Consider the following 17,622-nt stretch of genomic DNA (forward strand, 5'->3'; position numbering starts at 1 on the left):
ATCTTCTTTGGCCTTTGCTAGATCGCCTCCCGGCTACTCTACATCGGCTGTTTTTCCATTGTTGGAAAGTACCTTATGTCGGCAAGTGAATTTTTGAAAAAAATTCGAAGTTCTTTTTTCTGAAATGGAAAAATAGTGTGAGCAATTCTGGATTTCTCTTGTTTCCCTTTGCATTGCAAAGGTGGTCCTATGCTCGGAAGGTTCCTCGGAAATATATCCTCTTTCCTAATATTACAAATGGTATGTCTGGTTTTCTCTGCAATGTGTTCACTGCAGGGAGAGACTAGGTATTCTTCTGAGACAGAGCGCTACGGACTCCTGAAACAAAGAGCTGCTATTGGCACAGAATACTTTACTTTGTTAGTCGGTGGCCAGTATCGCTCCTCGAATCTGATCATTCAATCACCCGTTGGATCACATTTGCGAATGCCAGACGAGGAAAGAAATGAATCTAAGTGGTTTGTAGATGTAAAATCGAAAGATTTCCATTTTGGAGAAGTATGGGGCAGTTTTCTATTGGTTCAATCATTTAACTTTGAATTGCAAAAACAAACAGTCCAAAGTTCCTTTCTAGATACATTTAGAAGTGGAAATACGGTTTACGGGTCAAACAGACAAGTTCAAAACTTGGGAACAGAAGTCACTGGTCACATAACAAATATTATGCCTGTATTTTATGTAGGAGATAGAGAAAAAGAATTTTTTCGAATAGGGTTTGGCTTTGGACCTAGTCTTGTGAAAATGAAAGGAAATCCAGATTTTTTCAATGGGAATAGCGAAGAAGCTCCTCTACTCGCTCTACAAGGAGCTGGCACAACACAAGAAAAGATAGATCGTTTTGGCGATCTTGCCCTCCTGCGAAATGGCAAACCAGAAACTGATCCTATCAATGTGTATTTACTCTCAAGATTGTCCGAAGGCAACAATTTAGAACTTTTTGGTCTATACCAATATAGTAAAGGCAATCTAGATTTAGGCCGACTCAATGGATTTACTTACTACCTTTTGTCTCAAAATAGTGAAGCAAATTTAACACCGCTACAGATTGTTTCTTTGATGAACGTTGCTAGAAGTGATCTGAAGTTAAAAGAAAAATATGTTTCTAGTTTTTATTTATTTTTCGAGATTCCATTTTATGATGTCACCTTTCGGTTTGGATATGGTGGACCATTGTATTACCAAGAAAACTACCGTGTGCGATTCCATAACATTGATCTTTCTCTTTATATTCCGATAGACTTCTGAAGCGAAGTGAAGAGTTCAAGCTTTCTGTGTAAGGCTTAACAAAATGTTTGCATACCAAGCGCAATTTAGATTCAGATGGTCATCTTCAATTTTATCACGATTGATCATATCCATACGTGAGGTATGTATCCCTATGAGTTGCCAATCATAGTCAACTTTTACTACGACGGGTGCACCACTAGATCCTCGGTGCATTTGAGCATCTGTTAAAAAATAACCAAAACCTTGGAACCGTATGCCAAAGGAAGAAGCAATCAAGGCATGCCTAGCAACGGGTAATCTATGTAAAGTGTCATAAAACCCTAAAGGAAATCCAACAATAAGAGCTGAAGTCCCTACCTCAACATCATCCTCAGGGCCCAACATCTGGTCGATATGAAAGGCTTCAAAAAAAGCCTGTTCGCCTAACGCATGGCGATCCAATTCAATCGCGCAAACATCTACCCTTCCCCCGGAATCATAAGCTTCTCTCCACAAGGGTTGACCATCTCTATATAAAGGAATAGAAAAATCTGTAGTGACAGTAATATTCTCAGGGTCTATGTGTAAGTTGATCACTAAATTGTTTGGTCGATGCTCCGTTAATTCATCCAAAACTACATGACGTGCAGTGATAAGATACAATCTGTTCTCACGAACAAAAAAGAACCCTGTAGCCTTTGTTAATTCTTGGGATCCAAATTTGGTAGTAACTGGTGTGACGGAGAGTAAAAGAGGTTCTATCAATGTCGTAAGCTTATTTGGTATACTTTTTTCCTTTTGCATTTATTGGCAAGGATTGTTAGACCTATTTTCCGTCCCGAACCAAGCGTATAAATCTAAACAGAGAAGAAAAAAACGATTTGAGAAGAGGCAGATTCGAGATTCGAATCAAACGAAAGATGAGATCCAGGCTCTCATCAACAACCTGTACAGTTCGTTCCCTTTTTAGTTCTGACTTAAATACCCAAAAATAGATAATTCCTAATTGGTAGAGCCAAATCAACTCGGGAAGATTCACTGAAATCTCTTTGGAAAGCTTTTGATTGGAGGATTCCATGGCATATCGTATCATGCCTATCGCCTCCTCTCGTAGATGGGCAGTTTCAGGACTAAAAGGGGAGAGCCTGTGCCTAGGGTCTCCAGCACGACTTGCTAATACAGACACAAGGTTTTGGTAGTTGGAAAAATAATCGATTCTCGAGAGGATGATATTTCGAATTCGTAATTTTAAGTCTTTTGTGGAATTACAAAACTCTTCATTATTAGTCTTAGCGTATTCTTGAGAAATTTCATAGAAGTATAAAACGATATCCTCCTTTGTAGCAAAATAGTAGTAAGCACTCCCCAATGCAAGCCCTGCTTCCGAAGCAATCATCCGCATGGTGGCTTCCTCAAATCCAACCTCTTGGAACAGACGAATGGCCGTCCTATAGATCAGCTCTTTCGTCTTTTTTGATTTATCTGATTCTGTAACCAGGGAAGATGATTGCTTACTTTTTTTTGGCATATTAATTTTGTTGTGCGAGTTCCCTTTTTTGTAATGTCCTTTTTCTCAGTCTGCCCAAGAGATAGAGGTTAAAGAAATGCATAGCACCCAAAATGAGGATAACAAATCCGATCTTATTGCTGAGAATTTCTAGAGATTCCACTGCATCATTGGGCTTCATACCTATCTTCAAGGCAAGGGTGATATATCCCAAATTGACCAGATAAAACCCGACCACCAATAGATGGTTTACTGAATCTGCTAGTTCTTCGTTATGGAAGGCATCCACCAAAAAAAATCGACCGTTCTTTGAAAGTGTCCGCGCTACCCAGATTGTGATGGCTAAACTTAAGAGAATGTAGACGATATATATATAAATTGTGATCTTTGATTTTCCACCAGTCTGAGAGCTTGCACCCTTATTTGAAAGTAAGTTCTTTATCTCCTCATTGCCACTAGCAAAGGCTAAATCCAAGGCAGTCTCTCCATGGCGGTCAACTAGGTTTAGATCTGGGTTGTACTGAAGAAATAAATCCAATATTTCCTTTCTTTGGTGAATCACTGCTAGGTGAAGTGGAGAATTTCCGTAGAGATCGGTCTTTCCAATGACATCTGCACTCTGGTTATTTAGAATGTATGACACAAGCTCATCCTCTCCTCTCTCCACTGCGTAGTGTAAAGAGTTTCTCCCCAAAGAATTGGTCTGGTAGAGATCAACGACTTCTGCTCGTTTGATTCGCTCTTTTATACAAGGAAGGTTTTCCACCGCACAGACCGTTCCCAATCCCCCTTCCGCAAAGAGGGGAAAAGTTATGAGCGATGCAAACAAAACTCCAAATATTCTTGGTTTCATATAAACTCCTATTTTTTGAACATGTTCAATTTTTAAGCCAGAAATTGATTTGCCAAGCATTTTTTTGAACGTGTTCAATTAATTGGGAGATTTTTTATCCCAGATTTCCTGAACTCCCTACTCCTTCACCTTCGCTACGGATGAACAAAGAGTGGGTAGACCAAGGAAACGTTGGTAAGAGAAACTAATTTGTCTCTTCGCCAGGATTGACAAGAACCAACTTTGTGACTTCAGAAGGAGAGCCTATCCGAAGAGGAGGCCCCCAATAGCCAGTCCCACGGCTCACGTAGATCCACATCCCTTTGTAGTGGTGAAGCCCTGCGACAAATTTTTGGAAGAGATAGATCAGTAAATTGCCAGGAAAATACTGCCCTCCATGGGTATGGCCAGAGATTTGTAGGTGGTAACCATACTTTACTGCTTCGAGTGCGCTGTTGGGTTGGTGTGCCAGTAGGACTTTTAGGTCTGCCTGTTCTCCTCCTCGTATCGCTGCCCCAGGGTCTGTGCTATGTGTCTTGATTAGATTACCTGCCTTCAGATCTGTAACTCCCGCCATACATAGATTAGCTGAATTTATCTTAAGTTGGCGGTTTTCGTTTAGTAGAACTTGGATGCCTAGGTTTTGCAGTTCATTTAACCAAGGCATCACACCCGAATAGTATTCATGGTTTCCTGTCACATAAAAGACGCCATACTTTGCTTGGATTTCGCGTAAGGGTTGGATATGCTCTTTGAATTGAGAGGCAGGGCCATCTACTAAATCCCCTGTGATAACAACACAATCTGGCTGAAGGCGATTGATACGCTTCACCACTTTCTTTATAAACCTTGATTGGATGGTCGGGCCAACGTGGACATCGGATATTTGCACGATACTAAATCCGAAAAGATCAGGGTGTAGGTTTTGGATGGGAACTTTTACAGTTAAGCTTCGTAGTCGAACATGTGTTTGTAGAAACCCATAGGCCGTTAATAGAATTGAAGTGAGAACTGCTGAAAGCGACAATAGATGTGGAAGATATTGACTCTCCTCTGGCGGAACGTAACCGAGTTTCGCTAGGGAAGGTTTCAACCAAACGATGAGATCTGGGATCAGATGAGGAAGTAGTAAAAGCAGGAAGTCATTGGCTAAGACCAAGGAAAAGAGGATGGTGAAATACCCTAAACCTAAAAAGGCTAAAAAGGAAAATACAGAACGGATTTTTGTTTTGGTCGTCCACTGACTGATGAAATAGGAGACTGGAACAAGCAATACCAAAAGAACTACCAATGTCCAAAAAAGAATCAGAAAATTTCCAGTAATGTTTAGGCCTTCTACGAGTCGGATGCCTGTATAGGTGTAAGCCGATCCTAAAATCAAAGTGAAGATCGATAAAAATTGAATAAAAGATCTCATATGTCCATACTTTCCTTGCCATAGCTTAGACTCTATCCATTCTTTGCTCAGAAGAAATACAGAGATGAGCCACGAACCTATCAAAACAAAATCCGATGTCATCCTTATCGGCGCGGGAATCATGAGTGCAACACTTGGGATTCTTTTGAAAGAACTTGAACCAGATTTAACCATCACCGTTTTAGAAAGGTTAGATGCTGCTGCTCGTGAGAGTTCCAATGCATGGAACAACGCAGGCACTGGACATTCTGCTTTCTGTGAATTGAATTACACGATCGAAACAGAAGACGGTTCCATTGATACAAAAAAAGCAAAGAACATAGCATCTCAGTATGAAATTTCTCGCGAATTCTGGTCTTATTTGGTCGAAGACATCCAAGTCTTACCTGCCAAAGATTTCATACACTCAGTTCCGCACTATAGTTTTGTTTGGGGGGAGGAGAATGTATCTTTTCTAAAAAAAAGGTACGAAGCCTTACGTAAAGAACCACTTTTCCAAGCCATTCAATATTCTGAAGATCCAAATGTTTTATCAGAGTGGATGCCTCTCGTAATGTCAGGCAGAGACCCAAAACAACGAGTTGCTGGTACAAAAATGGAACTAGGAACAGATGTTGATTTTGGTACGCTTACCCGATCGATTTTTAAGTATCTTGAATCACTTCCCGGCGTAACCATCAGTTACTATGAACATGTGAAGGATTTGGAGCGAGAAAAGAATGGTCTGTGGAATCTAACAGCCACCAATTATTTAAGCCATGAGACAGAACACCATGAAGCAAATTTTGTTTTTATTGGTGCTGGTGGTGGTTCACTTCCTTTATTAGAAAAATCAGATATTCCCGAAGCAGAAGGATTCGGTGGTTTTCCCGTGAGTGGTCAATGGCTACGTTGCAAAAATCGCGAGGTCATTGAAAAACATTTCGCAAAGGTGTATGGGAAAGCAAATGTTGGCTCTCCTCCTATGTCCGTTCCACATCTGGATACACGCATTATGAATGGACAAAAGGAATTACTTTTTGGACCTTACGCTGGTTTTACGACAAAGTTTTTAAAAAAAGGTTCTTACTTTGATCTCGCCAAATCCCTAGAACTGGGCAATATCTTTCCGATGCTCTCTGCTGGTATGCACAACCTTCCCTTGACAAAGTATTTGATTGGCCAAGCTTTGCAATCCCATGAAGACCGTATCGAGGCCTTACGAGAATACCTACCAGAAGTAAAGAGCGAAGATTGGGAACTAGTCGTTGCCGGACAAAGGGTACAGATCATCAAGGCTGATGAAGAAGAAGGTGGAGTACTCGAATTTGGTACGGAAGTGGTCGCGGCATCCGATGGATCTTTGGCAGCCTTGTTAGGTGCTTCCCCTGGAGCTTCTACATCTGTTTCGATTATGTTGGAAGTTTTAGCAGATTGTTTTCCCCAAAAAATAAAAACCGAAACTTGGCAAAAAAAACTCAAGAAGATGATACCAAGTTTTGGAGAGAGTTTTATCGGAAATGAAAGTCTAGTGAAGGAAAGTAGAAAACGATCTGCTAAAGCGCTAGAGCTCATTGGATAAACAAAGCAGATAGATACCATTTGCAAAAGGGAAATGAGGTGGCCCTCATTTCCTCACGTTTTTTGTGCTTTCCGATTTCAGCTTTTCATTTATCAAGCCAGCTTTTTATTCCAGGAACCAAACATTCAGATAAGCATAGACTTTAGTTCGCGCCTTGGGGTAAAATATTTGTATTCACTTCTCCCAATCCTTGCGATCATTTGGATCTTTTGTTGTTTACCAATCTGAAATTGTGCCTCAAAAGACTTTCTGAGTTCATCCATTTCCTGGTATTCCTGAACAATTTGGCTCATCGGATGTATGACAAATCCATTCTTTTCTGCCGCAAGTTGGAACCGAACATAATCTCTGCCAACCTTTACCCAATCTTCAAATCCATTGGACTGGGTTTTCCATATCAAGATACCCTTAGCAGATTGGATCTTTTTCTCATAGGCTGCCAAAAATTGGCTAACACCTGTTTTATTATGAAATTTTTCTGGTTCTGGACCCATAAAGAAGGATTCTAACATCCATCTTTGGAATCCTGTAACTGCTTGGTCAGGCAATGCAATGCCGTCCCTTTTGGTTTGGATTTCCTTGTCATTGAATCGAAACCAGATACGGCTTTCGTCTGCAGTGCGTACATTTAAGGTTTCAATTCTCATTGCATCCATAGCCTGCCGAATCACAACCTGGATACCATTCTCTTCCAGTATAGAAATCAGTTCCGAATGTTTTGGCTTCGCGTCTTCTAAAATTGAATCCAATTCTTTTTTTTGAAGCAAGTCTCCTTCATACTGCGAACGAACCGTACGCCTTTTTTCTAAAAAAGGAAAAAGAGAGTCTTGACTATTTGCTTTTGAGAGAATTGGGAATCGAACATCCAATCCATTTCGTTGGGGAACCAATTTAATTTTGGCGATTGGCTTTTTGCCTATGTCTTTCTTTGCATAGGATCCCTCTGGGAAGAAGGTAAAGCGAGCCTCATAACCCATAGAGCTTGCACCTATTGCTAGACATTCTAAAAATGTTCCCTGGCCGATGTGGATTTGGCGTGTGCTGGGATCTGTGATAGGCAGGAGCCGTGTTTCATCAACATACAAAAGCATTTCTTCGGGATTTACTATTTTGAACTTCCAGGCTTGTGTATTGTGTGGGTTTGGTGCCGTAATCCCATATAAAATTGCGTTTAGGATTGGTTCCTCAAAGACGGTATATTGATCCTTGTTTGCCGTTTTATTTTTTTCCATTTGTCTTGGAAAGGCAAAGCTGCACTGTTTTAAAAAGGCTAAGGCCGTCATGGTGATACCGGCTTGGGAAAGAAATTGCATACGATTGATTTGATTCATTTGATTGTAACTCCTCTTCCCGCTAAAGGCGAATGCCTACGATAAGATTTCCTTCTAAGAAGGTTTCTGTTTTGCCATCGCGAGGCCCAATGATCCCTGAGCCATGCATTCCATGTAAAACACCAAATTGTGGGATCATATAAATGGTCTTTTCTTCATTCAATAAAAATCTGTAGCCAATGAGTGCTTCCGCAAACTGCACTCTTCCTTCATAATCCCTTTCCACTTGTTGGTAGGCGTAGGCTCTGAGTTCGGGACTCTCGGAAAGGAAGGCATAGGGACCAATGTATCTTCGGTTCCATTTATTGTTATCAGCCCAAACATAGCCTATGTAGTAATTTGCTTCTACATGCCAATTTTCATTGAAGAAGTGGCGGTAGCCAAAAGAGGCAGCGTATTCATCAATGACATCTACAACATCATGTTTTACCCGTGGACGAATGAAAGCTCCCACTTTCAACTCTCCATGGGCAGAGTTCCAATCTCCCCAAACCGTGCGTGTTGCTTGGATGCGACCAATATGGATCGTTGGTAAAAATGGTTGGATCAACTCTGTTTCGAGCGACCATTTCTTTTCTTCCGCGAACATTGTCTTAGCGAAGAGTAAACTTAATAGTAAAAAAAATTTTTGAATTTTCATATTCCCTCACAGCATTCAGAATACTGGAACTCGAAAGGAAAGGGAATGATCTGTGTTAAGGCTTTGGATCTTTTTCTTGATCTAGATCAAGTTCTATGGCTTGCTTCTGGATACGACTATAGGCTTCAGGAGTGATGTTTAAAAAAGATGCCAAAACATATTGAGGCACGCGTCCCAATAGACTTGGCCTTTGCTTCCGAAACTCTAAAAATCGTTCCAAAGCTGTCTTTTGGTTTTCGAGAACTTTCTTTGTGAGAAAGACAAGCGCCCTTTCCATTTGTTTGCGAAAGAAAGTTGAAAATTCTACAGATTGGTTTTCTAAGAGTTGGATGCTTGCTTTGGGAAGGAGGAATACCTTTGTATCCTCGAGCGCATCAATCTGAAAGCCGAAGGATTGGTTGCTAAAAAAACTTCCGCTCTCTGTGAAAAAATCACCCTCAGTAAAGATATTGCGGGTGTATTCTCTACCTTCGTGGTGGTTACAGATGCGCAAAATACCCTCCATCAAGAAGATACCATAGTTTGCAATCTCACCTGGCCTTAGGAGGATTTGGTTTTTTTGTAGTTCGATATATCTTACATGTTGGACAAGTATGGACCAATCTTTTTCGGATAGCCTCACTTCTCTTTCAAAACGCTGTTTTAATTTATCGAACATAAAAAAGGCTTTGGTGCAAAATAGGCTGAATACAATTTATGGAAAGACAAAATTAAAATGTAGGTTAAAATTTAGCTCAGCATGAATTTTATAGAAGCCTTGATTCCCGTTTTTATTCTTTTGATCGGCTTGGAAGTTTTTTTGACCTATAAAAGAAAGGCCGATTTCTATTCCTGGAAAGATAGTATTTCCAATATGAGCCTTGGTATGATTAGCCGTCTAACAGATGCTTTTCTTTTGATTCTCTTCTTTGATTGGTATATCTTTCTATCTAAACACTTTTCCGTTGCGAACCTTTCCTCCGCTTTTACTTTTTCTTCCTCCGGGCAATGGTTTGAGAATGTTCAAATCTTATTGAACTGGATTTTTCTCTTACTTTCATTGGATTTTTTATTTTATTGGAACCATCGATTCTCGCATGAGATCAATCTTTTGTGGGCTTCTCATGTGACTCACCATTCCAGCGAAGAATACAATTTAACAGTTGCCCTTCGCCAATCTTTTTTAAGAAATGCCATCGCCATGTCTTTCTACATGGTATTTGCCTTTTTGTCGGTTCCTTGGCTCATATTGTTACTTGCGGATGCCATCAATCGACTCTATCAGTTTTGGGTACATACACGTTGGATACCGAAACTTCCTAAGTGGTTTGAGTATATCTTTGTGAGCCCAAGCCACCATAGAGTCCACCATGCACGAAATGAAATCTACCTAGACAAAAACTATGCAGGGATGTTTATTTTATGGGATAGGCTCTTTGGTACCATCCAAGAAGAAAACGAAGAGCCAAAGTACGGTATCGTCAAGCCCCTCTTAGAATATGATCCTATACGCGCCAATGTGCATGTGTTTTCAGAAATCGTTTCCGCCCTAAAGTTTTCTGATTCCATAGCAAAAACTCTAAAGATTCTTTTTGGAAAACCAAGAGATTTGCCTATATCCGCTGAGAACCCCTCGGCTAGAATCCTATTTCAAAAAAACAGAGAATCGAGTCCCCTTTCCCTAGTGTTGGCCGGGTCAACATTTCTCTTGTTAGTTGGTTTATCACTGCTTCTCATCAAAAAATCTTCCCTAATCGAAACCAAATTTGCGCTCGTAATGTATTTTGGACTCCTTGGAGCATTTGGACTTTTGGGGAAATGGAACGATACACACCGAAAAACGCTCGTTTGATAAAAATAGACAAACAGATAGAGAGGGACAGATAAAATAAGTCAGAAAGTTCGGAAGGTGCCAAGAGGAGAAAGGAGGAAATCAAAAGCATTTGTCGATAGACTATAGTTTCTTGGTAGTTTCTCATTCCACTGCTATGAACAAAGATGTGTGCAAACACCAATCCTCCGTTTTGAATCTGCGAAAAACCAGTTGGGTATAAATGCGAAGTCATTAAAAACAGAACAAAGTATTGAATGGGTATGAGGAGAGAGGACTGCTTTCCGAGTGCAAAGAGCAAAAATGGTATGAGGAGGTGAAATGTAATTTCTCTGAGACGAGAATTTTTGTTCACTTCGTCCCGGGAAACTTCTAGGCGATAGGATTCTGGCAATGGATAGGATTGCAATTGCGTAAAGACCTTTGCCTCTTCCTTAGAACCAGAAGTAGAAGAAAACCGCAGGGCAAAACTCAGATTTCGAATTTGATTTTTGTGGTAGATTTTCTGTGGGATCGTATGCGTAGAGGAAGTAACAAGTGTTTCCAAGGGGCTATACTTTCCGTTGCCTGTTTTCAGGCGAATTTCTGAGAGGCTCTCTTTGCTCTGCCTATACCTTTCCTGGAACCGAATCCTGATATCCATCTCTTTTTCTGGAGATCGAAATTTCCCTACCACAACTCCTTGTAAGGCGGTCCTAAGCTCATGCCCCAATGAGCTCATATCCACGGAAGAAACTAGCATTGAATTTGCTTTTGGATGTAATAATAATTCTTCGCGATTTGGTTTGTACTTTAGCATTACCTCAGTCACATATTGATTTTCCTTGGCTTTCTTTGCTAATTCTTCACATAATTTCTGTAAAATGGTTTCGTCTTCTCCCAAAACATCTATAACTAAATCTTTAGCAAATGGTGATGCTGACTCCGTTAAAAAGAAAATACTAGCATCTTCCGTATCCCCTAAACTTTCTTTAAAGACATTTACCCATTCTGCATTGATGACTAGCCCTGGTTTTGGTCTGATGAGTAACAACACATGCCCCATTTCGATTTTTGAGACAACCTGTTCGATGAAAGAAAATTCGGTAATTGCCTTTTCTATTGTCTCACTTACTTGATTCGTATGAGCAAATGAGGTACCCGAGGGAAACTCCAATACAGCGAGCAATCGATCTTGTGAATTTGTCTCGGGGAGGAAGATCGGTTTTGTAAGGATTGTATAGACTGCAAGTAAAGGCAAACTAATGATGCATAGTAAAGGAAGCTTGGGATGTATTTTTAGTCCTCTTCGTATTTTCTTTTCAAAATGAAAGAATCTTTTATAGATTCTATACCGTACATTTCGCACCATATTTCCAAACCCTAAAATAGATCTAAATTTTATTTCTTTGCTAAACAACTGTGAGTTGATCTGAAAGATACAAAAAGATAGAGAGGTTGCGAAATAAGTACTGGTTTGAATTCTTCCGAACAGATCAGATACTAAAAAGGATGTGAGACAAAAACAAAATAACAGCCCGCCTGTCGAGAAAAGAGAAAATCTCTGTCGTTTCTTTGGGATAAGATCTTCTAATGCTAGCCCAAGTAGAAAACCGAAGCACATTCCTATCAAAATCGCATGCGAGAGGCACATTTGGAAAAGAAAGAGACAGAAATGGAGAATGGCATAGGACGCATATAGAGAGAGGCAATATAAAAATAATCGATTCAGGCTATGATTCCATAGAATTTCCCGAAGACCGAGTAGGAAGAGAATACATAGAATGCCAGCGATGAATGTTCGTTGATAGGATCGGATCCTTTTTGATTCATCTTCTAAGAACTCAAATTGTAAGGAACCTATACCCTCTTTTGGAAGGATAGATTCTAGACTTGTAAATATAAGGTTTAGATCAGCAGAGTCTTTTTTGAAAATAAATAGGGAAACTAAATCCTTTCCATTCCGTCTCGCCCCTCTGTTTTCTTCTCTGGGATGGGTTTTGATTTCTGCAAGCTCAGACACCGTTCCTCTTCCAGAGGGGAGAGGAATAAAATTCAAATCATAGACATTTTGAACCAAAGATGATTGGTAGAGAGGTAAATTTTCAGAATGTTTGCCGATCGCACCTAGGCTTCTGCTTTTTAGCTGCGATTGTATCTGATCCGAAAGATCCTTAAGCCCAAGTTCATATGCTTCCATCTGTTTAGGGTCTACTTCTATCAAAATTTCCTGAATGTGACCACCTGTGACCAGTACGAAGGATACTCCTTCAATGGATTCAATTTTAGGTTTATAGTGTTTTTCGATGTACTCCCGCAAGTCATCTTTTCCAAGATCTTTGTCATGGAAGGAAAGAACAAAACTGGGCGTCTCATGAGGATCAAAAGGGAAAACTTGGGGCTTGTGAATCTCCCTAGCAAATCGAGATGACACTCTATCTAGTCGTTCTCTAATTTCTGCGGCTTTTCTTCGGACATCCTGACCTTGTTTGAGTAGCAAATGGATTTCGACAAGGCCATCCTCAGTTACAGATCGTATCTCTTCAATGCCACCTACGCTCGATAGACTTTTTTCTATGGGCTTTGTCACCTCACTCTCCAGTCGATAGATTCCATAGGCTGTAGCCTCTACACGAATGGCAATGCCTGGGTATGATTCTTTTTCAGTGATGACAAAATGGACTCGACCTAAGCTTGCTGATCCCAATATAACAAAGAGAAAATAGATCATCCTACAAAGGATAGGTCTTTTTGAGAGAATGGTTCTAAGATTAGAAAGCATTTAGTTCTTTTCTAAGAAGTAGAAGATCAACGGAATCAGAAATAAAGATAGAATGACAGATGTTAGAAGTCCAGAAACAACGACGATTCCAAGTGGTGCTTGGAATTCTCCACCCGTACCCAATGAAAATAGGATAGGAAACATCCCTAAAATTGTGCTGGCATTATTCATAAGGATAGGTTGAAATACAGAAGAACAGGCCTCCAACATCGCTTGAAAAGACTCCATTCCCTGCAACTGGAATAAATGGAAATATTCATAGTAGAGTGATGCATTGTCTACGACGACTCCTAAGAGCAAAATGATTCCCATGAAAGAGCTAATATTCAGTGTTTTGCCTGAGAAGAACAAGGCAGGGAATACACCTATAAAGATTAGCGGGAAAGAAAGGAGCATAACAATAGGTATGCGGTAGGATTCGAAGTTCCCTGCCAACATCATGTAAACAAAAACAAATGCAAAACCGAAAGAAATGAGAATCTCAAGAAAAGATTCCTTTCGGTCCGATTGGATTTCTTTCATGAAAGTTTGTATAGCCATTTGGTCTGCTATTGATTGGAATGTATGTTCCAAACTCTCTTGGTTTGTTTTTGCGGTATTTGGTGTATGAATTTGAAGGATTTGGATGCTTTGATTTCCTCTGCGAAAGAGACTCTCCTCAGCTTTTACTTGTTTCATAGTGAGTATTTGGGAAAGGGCAATATATTCTCCGAATGAATTGGGAATTCTCAACATGAGAAGGTGCTGCAAATCAGAAAGACTCTCTTTTTTAAATCCAAGGCGAATAGGAGTCTGCCTAGAGGAGCTTTCCAGATTTGTTACGGGATAACCTTTGAGGGCCATCTGAATTTGCGATGAAACAGTCTCTTGCGAAAAGCCCAGTTGCACTAGTTTCAAAGGATCGTAACGCAAATGAATCTCTTCTGATTTTGACTCCCCGTATCGTTTTACAAGAATTTGTGGATCCAATCGCAAGAGTTCTTCTTTGAGTCTAGTCAACCAACGATTTTCGCTAGTTCCCTCAGGGCTCACATAAATCCAATGATTGATTTGCGTTTCTTTGCGAACCATTCGAGACAATTGGTTTTCTGAAGGTTTGATTTGGATTCCATTTGTTTTTTTCAGTCTATCTGCAATGGAATGGATCTTTTTTTTCATAGCATCCGTTATTTGATCATAAAAACTAAGTTTCAATTCTATCGAATTTTCTTTCTCGTAAGAGGTTGCTAGAGTAGATAGAGAGTTTGTTTGACCCACTAAAGATAGGATTGATTTCACATCTTTCCAATGTAAAAATTCATCTTGCCATAGAGACGCCTCCGCCATCAGCTCCGCATACGATGTCCCCTTGGGAAGATTGATTTGGATGCTGATTTCTTTGGATTTTAACTCCGGCAGATATTCTTTATCTAACCAAGGGAAAAAGAATAGAGATAGAATGAAAAAGAAAAATACTGCAATGGTAAAAACGGTAAAACGATTTTTCACATATACAATTGCCTTGAGATACCGATCGATCCAAACTTCTCTTTGGTATAGATTCCAGAGAAGGAAATGAGATTTCTCCTCCCTTCGATCAGAAAAGAGGCTAAGTGTGAGTATGGGGATAAGAAACAAAGACACAAGGAGGCTGACAGACAAACTAATGACAATGGCGTAAGCCATCTCTCGAAAGACCAAACCAATCGTACCTTTGATAAATACCAAAGGTAAAAAAACAATAATACTTGTTAGAGTAGCAGAACTTACAGACTTATAGACCTCTGACATTCCGTTCGCAATGGCAATTTCCAAATTTGCCTCTATTTTGAAATTTCGTTCGATGCCTGACAAGACCACATTGCTTGCATCAAATAACATCCCGATGGCTAAAGTAAGTCCTCCCAAACTCATCATATTGAATCCAATTTGGAAAGTGTGGAATAAACAAAAACTGGGAAGTAAGGTAAACGGTATCGTCAATAGAAGTATACTTGGGCTCTGAAAATTCTTTAAGATGAGGAGGAGTGCAAAAAAAGCGAGGAGGCAGCCGATAACTAAATTTAAGTAAAGACCTTTAATGGAATCCTGAATATAAATTGATTCATCATATACCAAATCAGATTGTATTTGTGTTCCGAAGTTTTCTTGTATTTGTTTCAAGACTTTTTGGATATTTTCAGATATCTCAATGGAATTCTTTCCTGGTTCCCTATATAAAGAGACTAAAACTGCTTCTTCTCCGTTCCATTGAGTAGAGGAAGTTCTCTCCTTATACGACTCCGAAATTTCGGCGACCTCGGAAAGTCGTATTCCATTGCTTGCTCCTTTTGCGCCTATAAGCAAATTTCCTAAATCATGTATACTTTGAAATTGTCCCATCGTGCGAATTGGAAGTTCTTTTTTTCCAAACGGTAAGCTACCTGCTGGGATATTTTGATTGTGGGCAGAAATGATTTGAATTAACTCTTTTGGATTGATTTTGTATGCGTCACTTTTATGTGGATCTAGCTCAATCTTGATTTCTTTCTCATACCCTCCCGAAATTTGCACCCATGCAACTCCTTCTACTCTTTCGAAATAGAGTTTTATTTGTTCTTCTACAAATTGTCTTAAGCTTTTAGGATCTAACAAAGATTTGCTGAAAAATACGATTTCTAAAAAAGGCAAACTGTTCGGATCAAATCGAGTGATCAAAGGTTTTTCTGCATCCGTTGGTAAGAGGTCCCGAATCATATCCAATTTTTCCCTTGTATCCAACAAAGCATATGTTAAGTCCACATCCCTCTTCCAAGTCAATTGGACGATCGAAAGGCCTTCCCTAGATTCTGCCTCCAATAGCGAGACTCCTGGGAGGGAACCTAAGGCTTGTAGGATGGGTTTGCTTACGAGAGTTTCCATTTCTTTAGGAGAGGCATTTTCAAAACGAGTGAGCACTGTCATTTTTGGGAATTCGACATTTGGTAAGAGGTTTACTGGGATGTGCGGAAGTGAAATCAATCCGAGGGTGGAAAGAAAGAGAAAAACAATTAGGACTGCTCTTTTATGATGGAGAAGTCTGAGATAAAAAGAGGCGATCATCTCGGTTCAATTTGAACTAGGGCGCCATCGTATAAGCGATGAACTCCAGTGACTGCAATAGAATCTCCTACCTCTAATCCGCTTTCCACAATGATGCGGTCTTCCTTCTTTTCACCAATTCTGATCTTTTGTTTGAAAGATCTTCCATCTTTAATGAGAAATACCTCTGCCTCCGTACCATTTGTCTGCAATAAAGATTGTATAGGAACGAGGATCACATTTTGTGAAGGTCCAATGAAAACTTCCGATCGCACGAACATTCCAGGACGTAAAAAGGTTTCTTTTTGTATAAATTCCGCTCTCACTTCCGCTGTATGGGTTTTTTGGTCCACTAAGGGACTAATGCGTTTAACGACTGCTTGCACTTCCTTACCAGGTAGGGAATCAATCGAAACATTCACCATTTGGCCAATTTTTATCTTTCCTACATCCACCTCGTTTACAGTAAAGAGAGCATAAATTCCTTTTTCTGAGATGAGAGTCAGAATCGCAGGTCCCCCACTCCCTCCATTGATTAACTCACCAACATTTTTATTGATTTTGGCTACGATGCCTTGGATTGGACTTTTGACCAATGACTCTTGGATGAGAACCTGAGTACTATCTCGATTCACCGCACTCAATTGGACATTCTTTGCCGCAACCAAGAGTTCAGCCTGTTCAAGTTTTGTATTGATCTTTTGTAAGATTGCCCAATACTGATGGAGATCTTGAGGAATCGATTCTTGATTGGCGAGGATATCCTCATCACGCAAACCGATCGAAATCATCTCTACATCACGATTTGCATTTTTGACAGCAATCTCCTTGGCTTCTAGTTCCAGTTTCAGATTATTTAATTCTTCTTCTGAAATTGCTCCTACAGTCCTAAGTTCTTCCTTTTTTTGGACTATGTTTGCAAATCGTTCGAATTCTAATTGAGATTTTCTGAGGTGATTTTTTCTTTTTTCATACTCTGCATATCTTACCTGCAGATTTTTCTTAGCCATCTCTAACTTATCTTTTGCTAGTTGGTAAGATGCTTCTGAAGCTTCAAAAATTGCATTTTGTTTTTTTAATTCTAAACTAAAAGTGCCATGCTCCAATTGAACCAATTTTTGATTATTGGAAACATGATCTCCTTCTTTTACGTAAAATGCTTCGATACGCCCACTTACCTTTGAATAAAGTTCCACTTTTTCTTTTGCTTCCAATAACGAAGAAAATGTTAAACTTGGCCGCATAGCCTCTTCTTGGACTGACAAGATACTTACAAAAATAGAAGAGGATAAATCACCGATATTTTCCTGATCCTTGCTATTGAATTCTTCATATAGCGATATCACAGATAGATGTTTAGAATAGAATGCTCGATTTAATAAAGGCAATTTAGTGCGGATTTCTGGCCATGTTACATTGGAATATAGAATACTAAGTCCTAAATAAACCAAGCTACTCAAAATGAGCTTTGATACAAATGGAATATTCAATAACAAAGAAGAAAAGGACTTTAACATC

13 protein-coding genes are annotated in these 17,622 nt (G+C 39.7%); 3 read left to right on the top strand and 10 right to left on the bottom strand.

Annotation, left to right across the window (positions count from 1 at the left end; all coding sequences use genetic code 11):
* The first annotated feature begins 261 nt into the window (after positions 1-261).
* Positions 262-1,245: a hypothetical protein gene (locus DI060_RS09905; protein WP_108976355.1), complete on the top strand. Its 984-nt coding sequence runs from the start codon at positions 262-264 to the stop codon at positions 1,243-1,245.
* Positions 1,246-1,260: 15 nt separating this feature from the next.
* Here DI060_RS09905 and DI060_RS09910 read toward each other — a convergent pair whose 3' ends face one another.
* The 4 genes from DI060_RS09910 to DI060_RS09925 form a co-directional block, all read right to left on the bottom strand.
* A complete protein-coding gene (locus tag DI060_RS09910; RefSeq protein WP_209452026.1) occupies positions 1,261-2,010 on the bottom strand; it encodes a S1 family peptidase in 750 nt (249 codons plus the stop codon).
* Positions 2,011-2,032: 22 nt separating this feature from the next.
* Positions 2,033-2,734, bottom strand: a complete 702-nt coding sequence (locus DI060_RS09915; RefSeq protein WP_108976356.1) for a TetR/AcrR family transcriptional regulator — start codon at positions 2,732-2,734, stop codon at positions 2,033-2,035.
* A 1-nt stretch (position 2,735) separates the two neighbouring features.
* Positions 2,736-3,566 carry an ankyrin repeat domain-containing protein gene (locus tag DI060_RS09920; RefSeq protein WP_167836971.1) on the bottom strand — a complete coding sequence of 277 codons (831 nt, stop codon included), beginning with the start codon at positions 3,564-3,566 and terminating at the stop codon, positions 2,736-2,738.
* Between the two features lie 184 nt (positions 3,567-3,750).
* Positions 3,751-4,962 carry a metallophosphoesterase gene (locus tag DI060_RS09925; RefSeq protein ID WP_108976358.1) on the bottom strand — a complete coding sequence of 404 codons (1,212 nt, stop codon included), beginning with the start codon at positions 4,960-4,962 and terminating at the stop codon, positions 3,751-3,753.
* A gap of 64 nt (positions 4,963-5,026) precedes the next feature.
* Here DI060_RS09925 and DI060_RS09930 point away from each other — a divergent pair, with 64 nt between their 5' ends.
* Positions 5,027-6,523, top strand: coding sequence for a malate:quinone oxidoreductase (locus DI060_RS09930; RefSeq protein WP_108976359.1), 1,497 nt, complete (start codon positions 5,027-5,029; stop codon positions 6,521-6,523).
* Between the two features lie 125 nt (positions 6,524-6,648).
* Here the strand turns inward: DI060_RS09930 and DI060_RS09935 are convergent, their stop codons facing one another.
* The 3 genes from DI060_RS09935 to DI060_RS09945 are packed head-to-tail and all read right to left on the bottom strand — an operon-like array spanning position 6,649 to position 9,152.
* Positions 6,649-7,854, bottom strand: coding sequence for an Acg family FMN-binding oxidoreductase (locus DI060_RS09935; protein ID WP_108976360.1), 1,206 nt, complete (start codon positions 7,852-7,854; stop codon positions 6,649-6,651).
* A 22-nt stretch (positions 7,855-7,876) separates the two neighbouring features.
* Positions 7,877-8,494 carry a hypothetical protein gene (locus DI060_RS09940; protein ID WP_108976361.1) on the bottom strand — a complete coding sequence of 206 codons (618 nt, stop codon included), beginning with the start codon at positions 8,492-8,494 and terminating at the stop codon, positions 7,877-7,879.
* A 55-nt stretch (positions 8,495-8,549) separates the two neighbouring features.
* Complete coding sequence (locus DI060_RS09945; protein ID WP_108976362.1) at positions 8,550-9,152, bottom strand: Crp/Fnr family transcriptional regulator; 603 nt, start codon at positions 9,150-9,152, stop codon at positions 8,550-8,552.
* 81 nt (positions 9,153-9,233) lie between these two features.
* Between DI060_RS09945 and DI060_RS09950 the strand changes: the two genes are divergently transcribed.
* Entirely contained in the window at positions 9,234-10,325 is a 1,092-nt protein-coding gene (locus DI060_RS09950; protein ID WP_108976363.1) for a sterol desaturase family protein, read from the top strand.
* Here the strand turns inward: DI060_RS09950 and DI060_RS09955 are convergent.
* Genes DI060_RS09955 through DI060_RS09965 form a run of 3 tightly spaced genes read right to left on the bottom strand, consistent with a single transcriptional unit; the run spans position 10,210 to position 17,621 of the window.
* On the bottom strand, positions 10,210-13,065 hold the full coding sequence (locus tag DI060_RS09955; protein WP_108976364.1) for an efflux RND transporter permease subunit: 2,856 nt from the start codon (positions 13,063-13,065) through the stop codon (positions 10,210-10,212). The genes DI060_RS09950 and DI060_RS09955 overlap by 116 nt on opposite strands.
* Positions 13,066-16,125 (bottom strand): efflux RND transporter permease subunit, encoded by a 3,060-nt coding sequence (locus tag DI060_RS09960; protein ID WP_108976365.1) that lies wholly within the window; start codon positions 16,123-16,125, stop codon positions 13,066-13,068.
* Positions 16,122-17,621, bottom strand: a complete 1,500-nt coding sequence (locus tag DI060_RS09965) for an efflux RND transporter periplasmic adaptor subunit (protein ID WP_108976366.1) — start codon at positions 17,619-17,621, stop codon at positions 16,122-16,124. Before DI060_RS09965 ends, DI060_RS09960 begins: the two co-directional genes overlap by 4 nt.
* Position 17,622 lies beyond the last annotated feature (1 nt).

Source organism: Leptospira ryugenii, from assembly GCF_003114855.1.
GTDB lineage: Bacteria > Spirochaetota > Leptospiria > Leptospirales > Leptospiraceae > Leptospira_A > Leptospira_A ryugenii.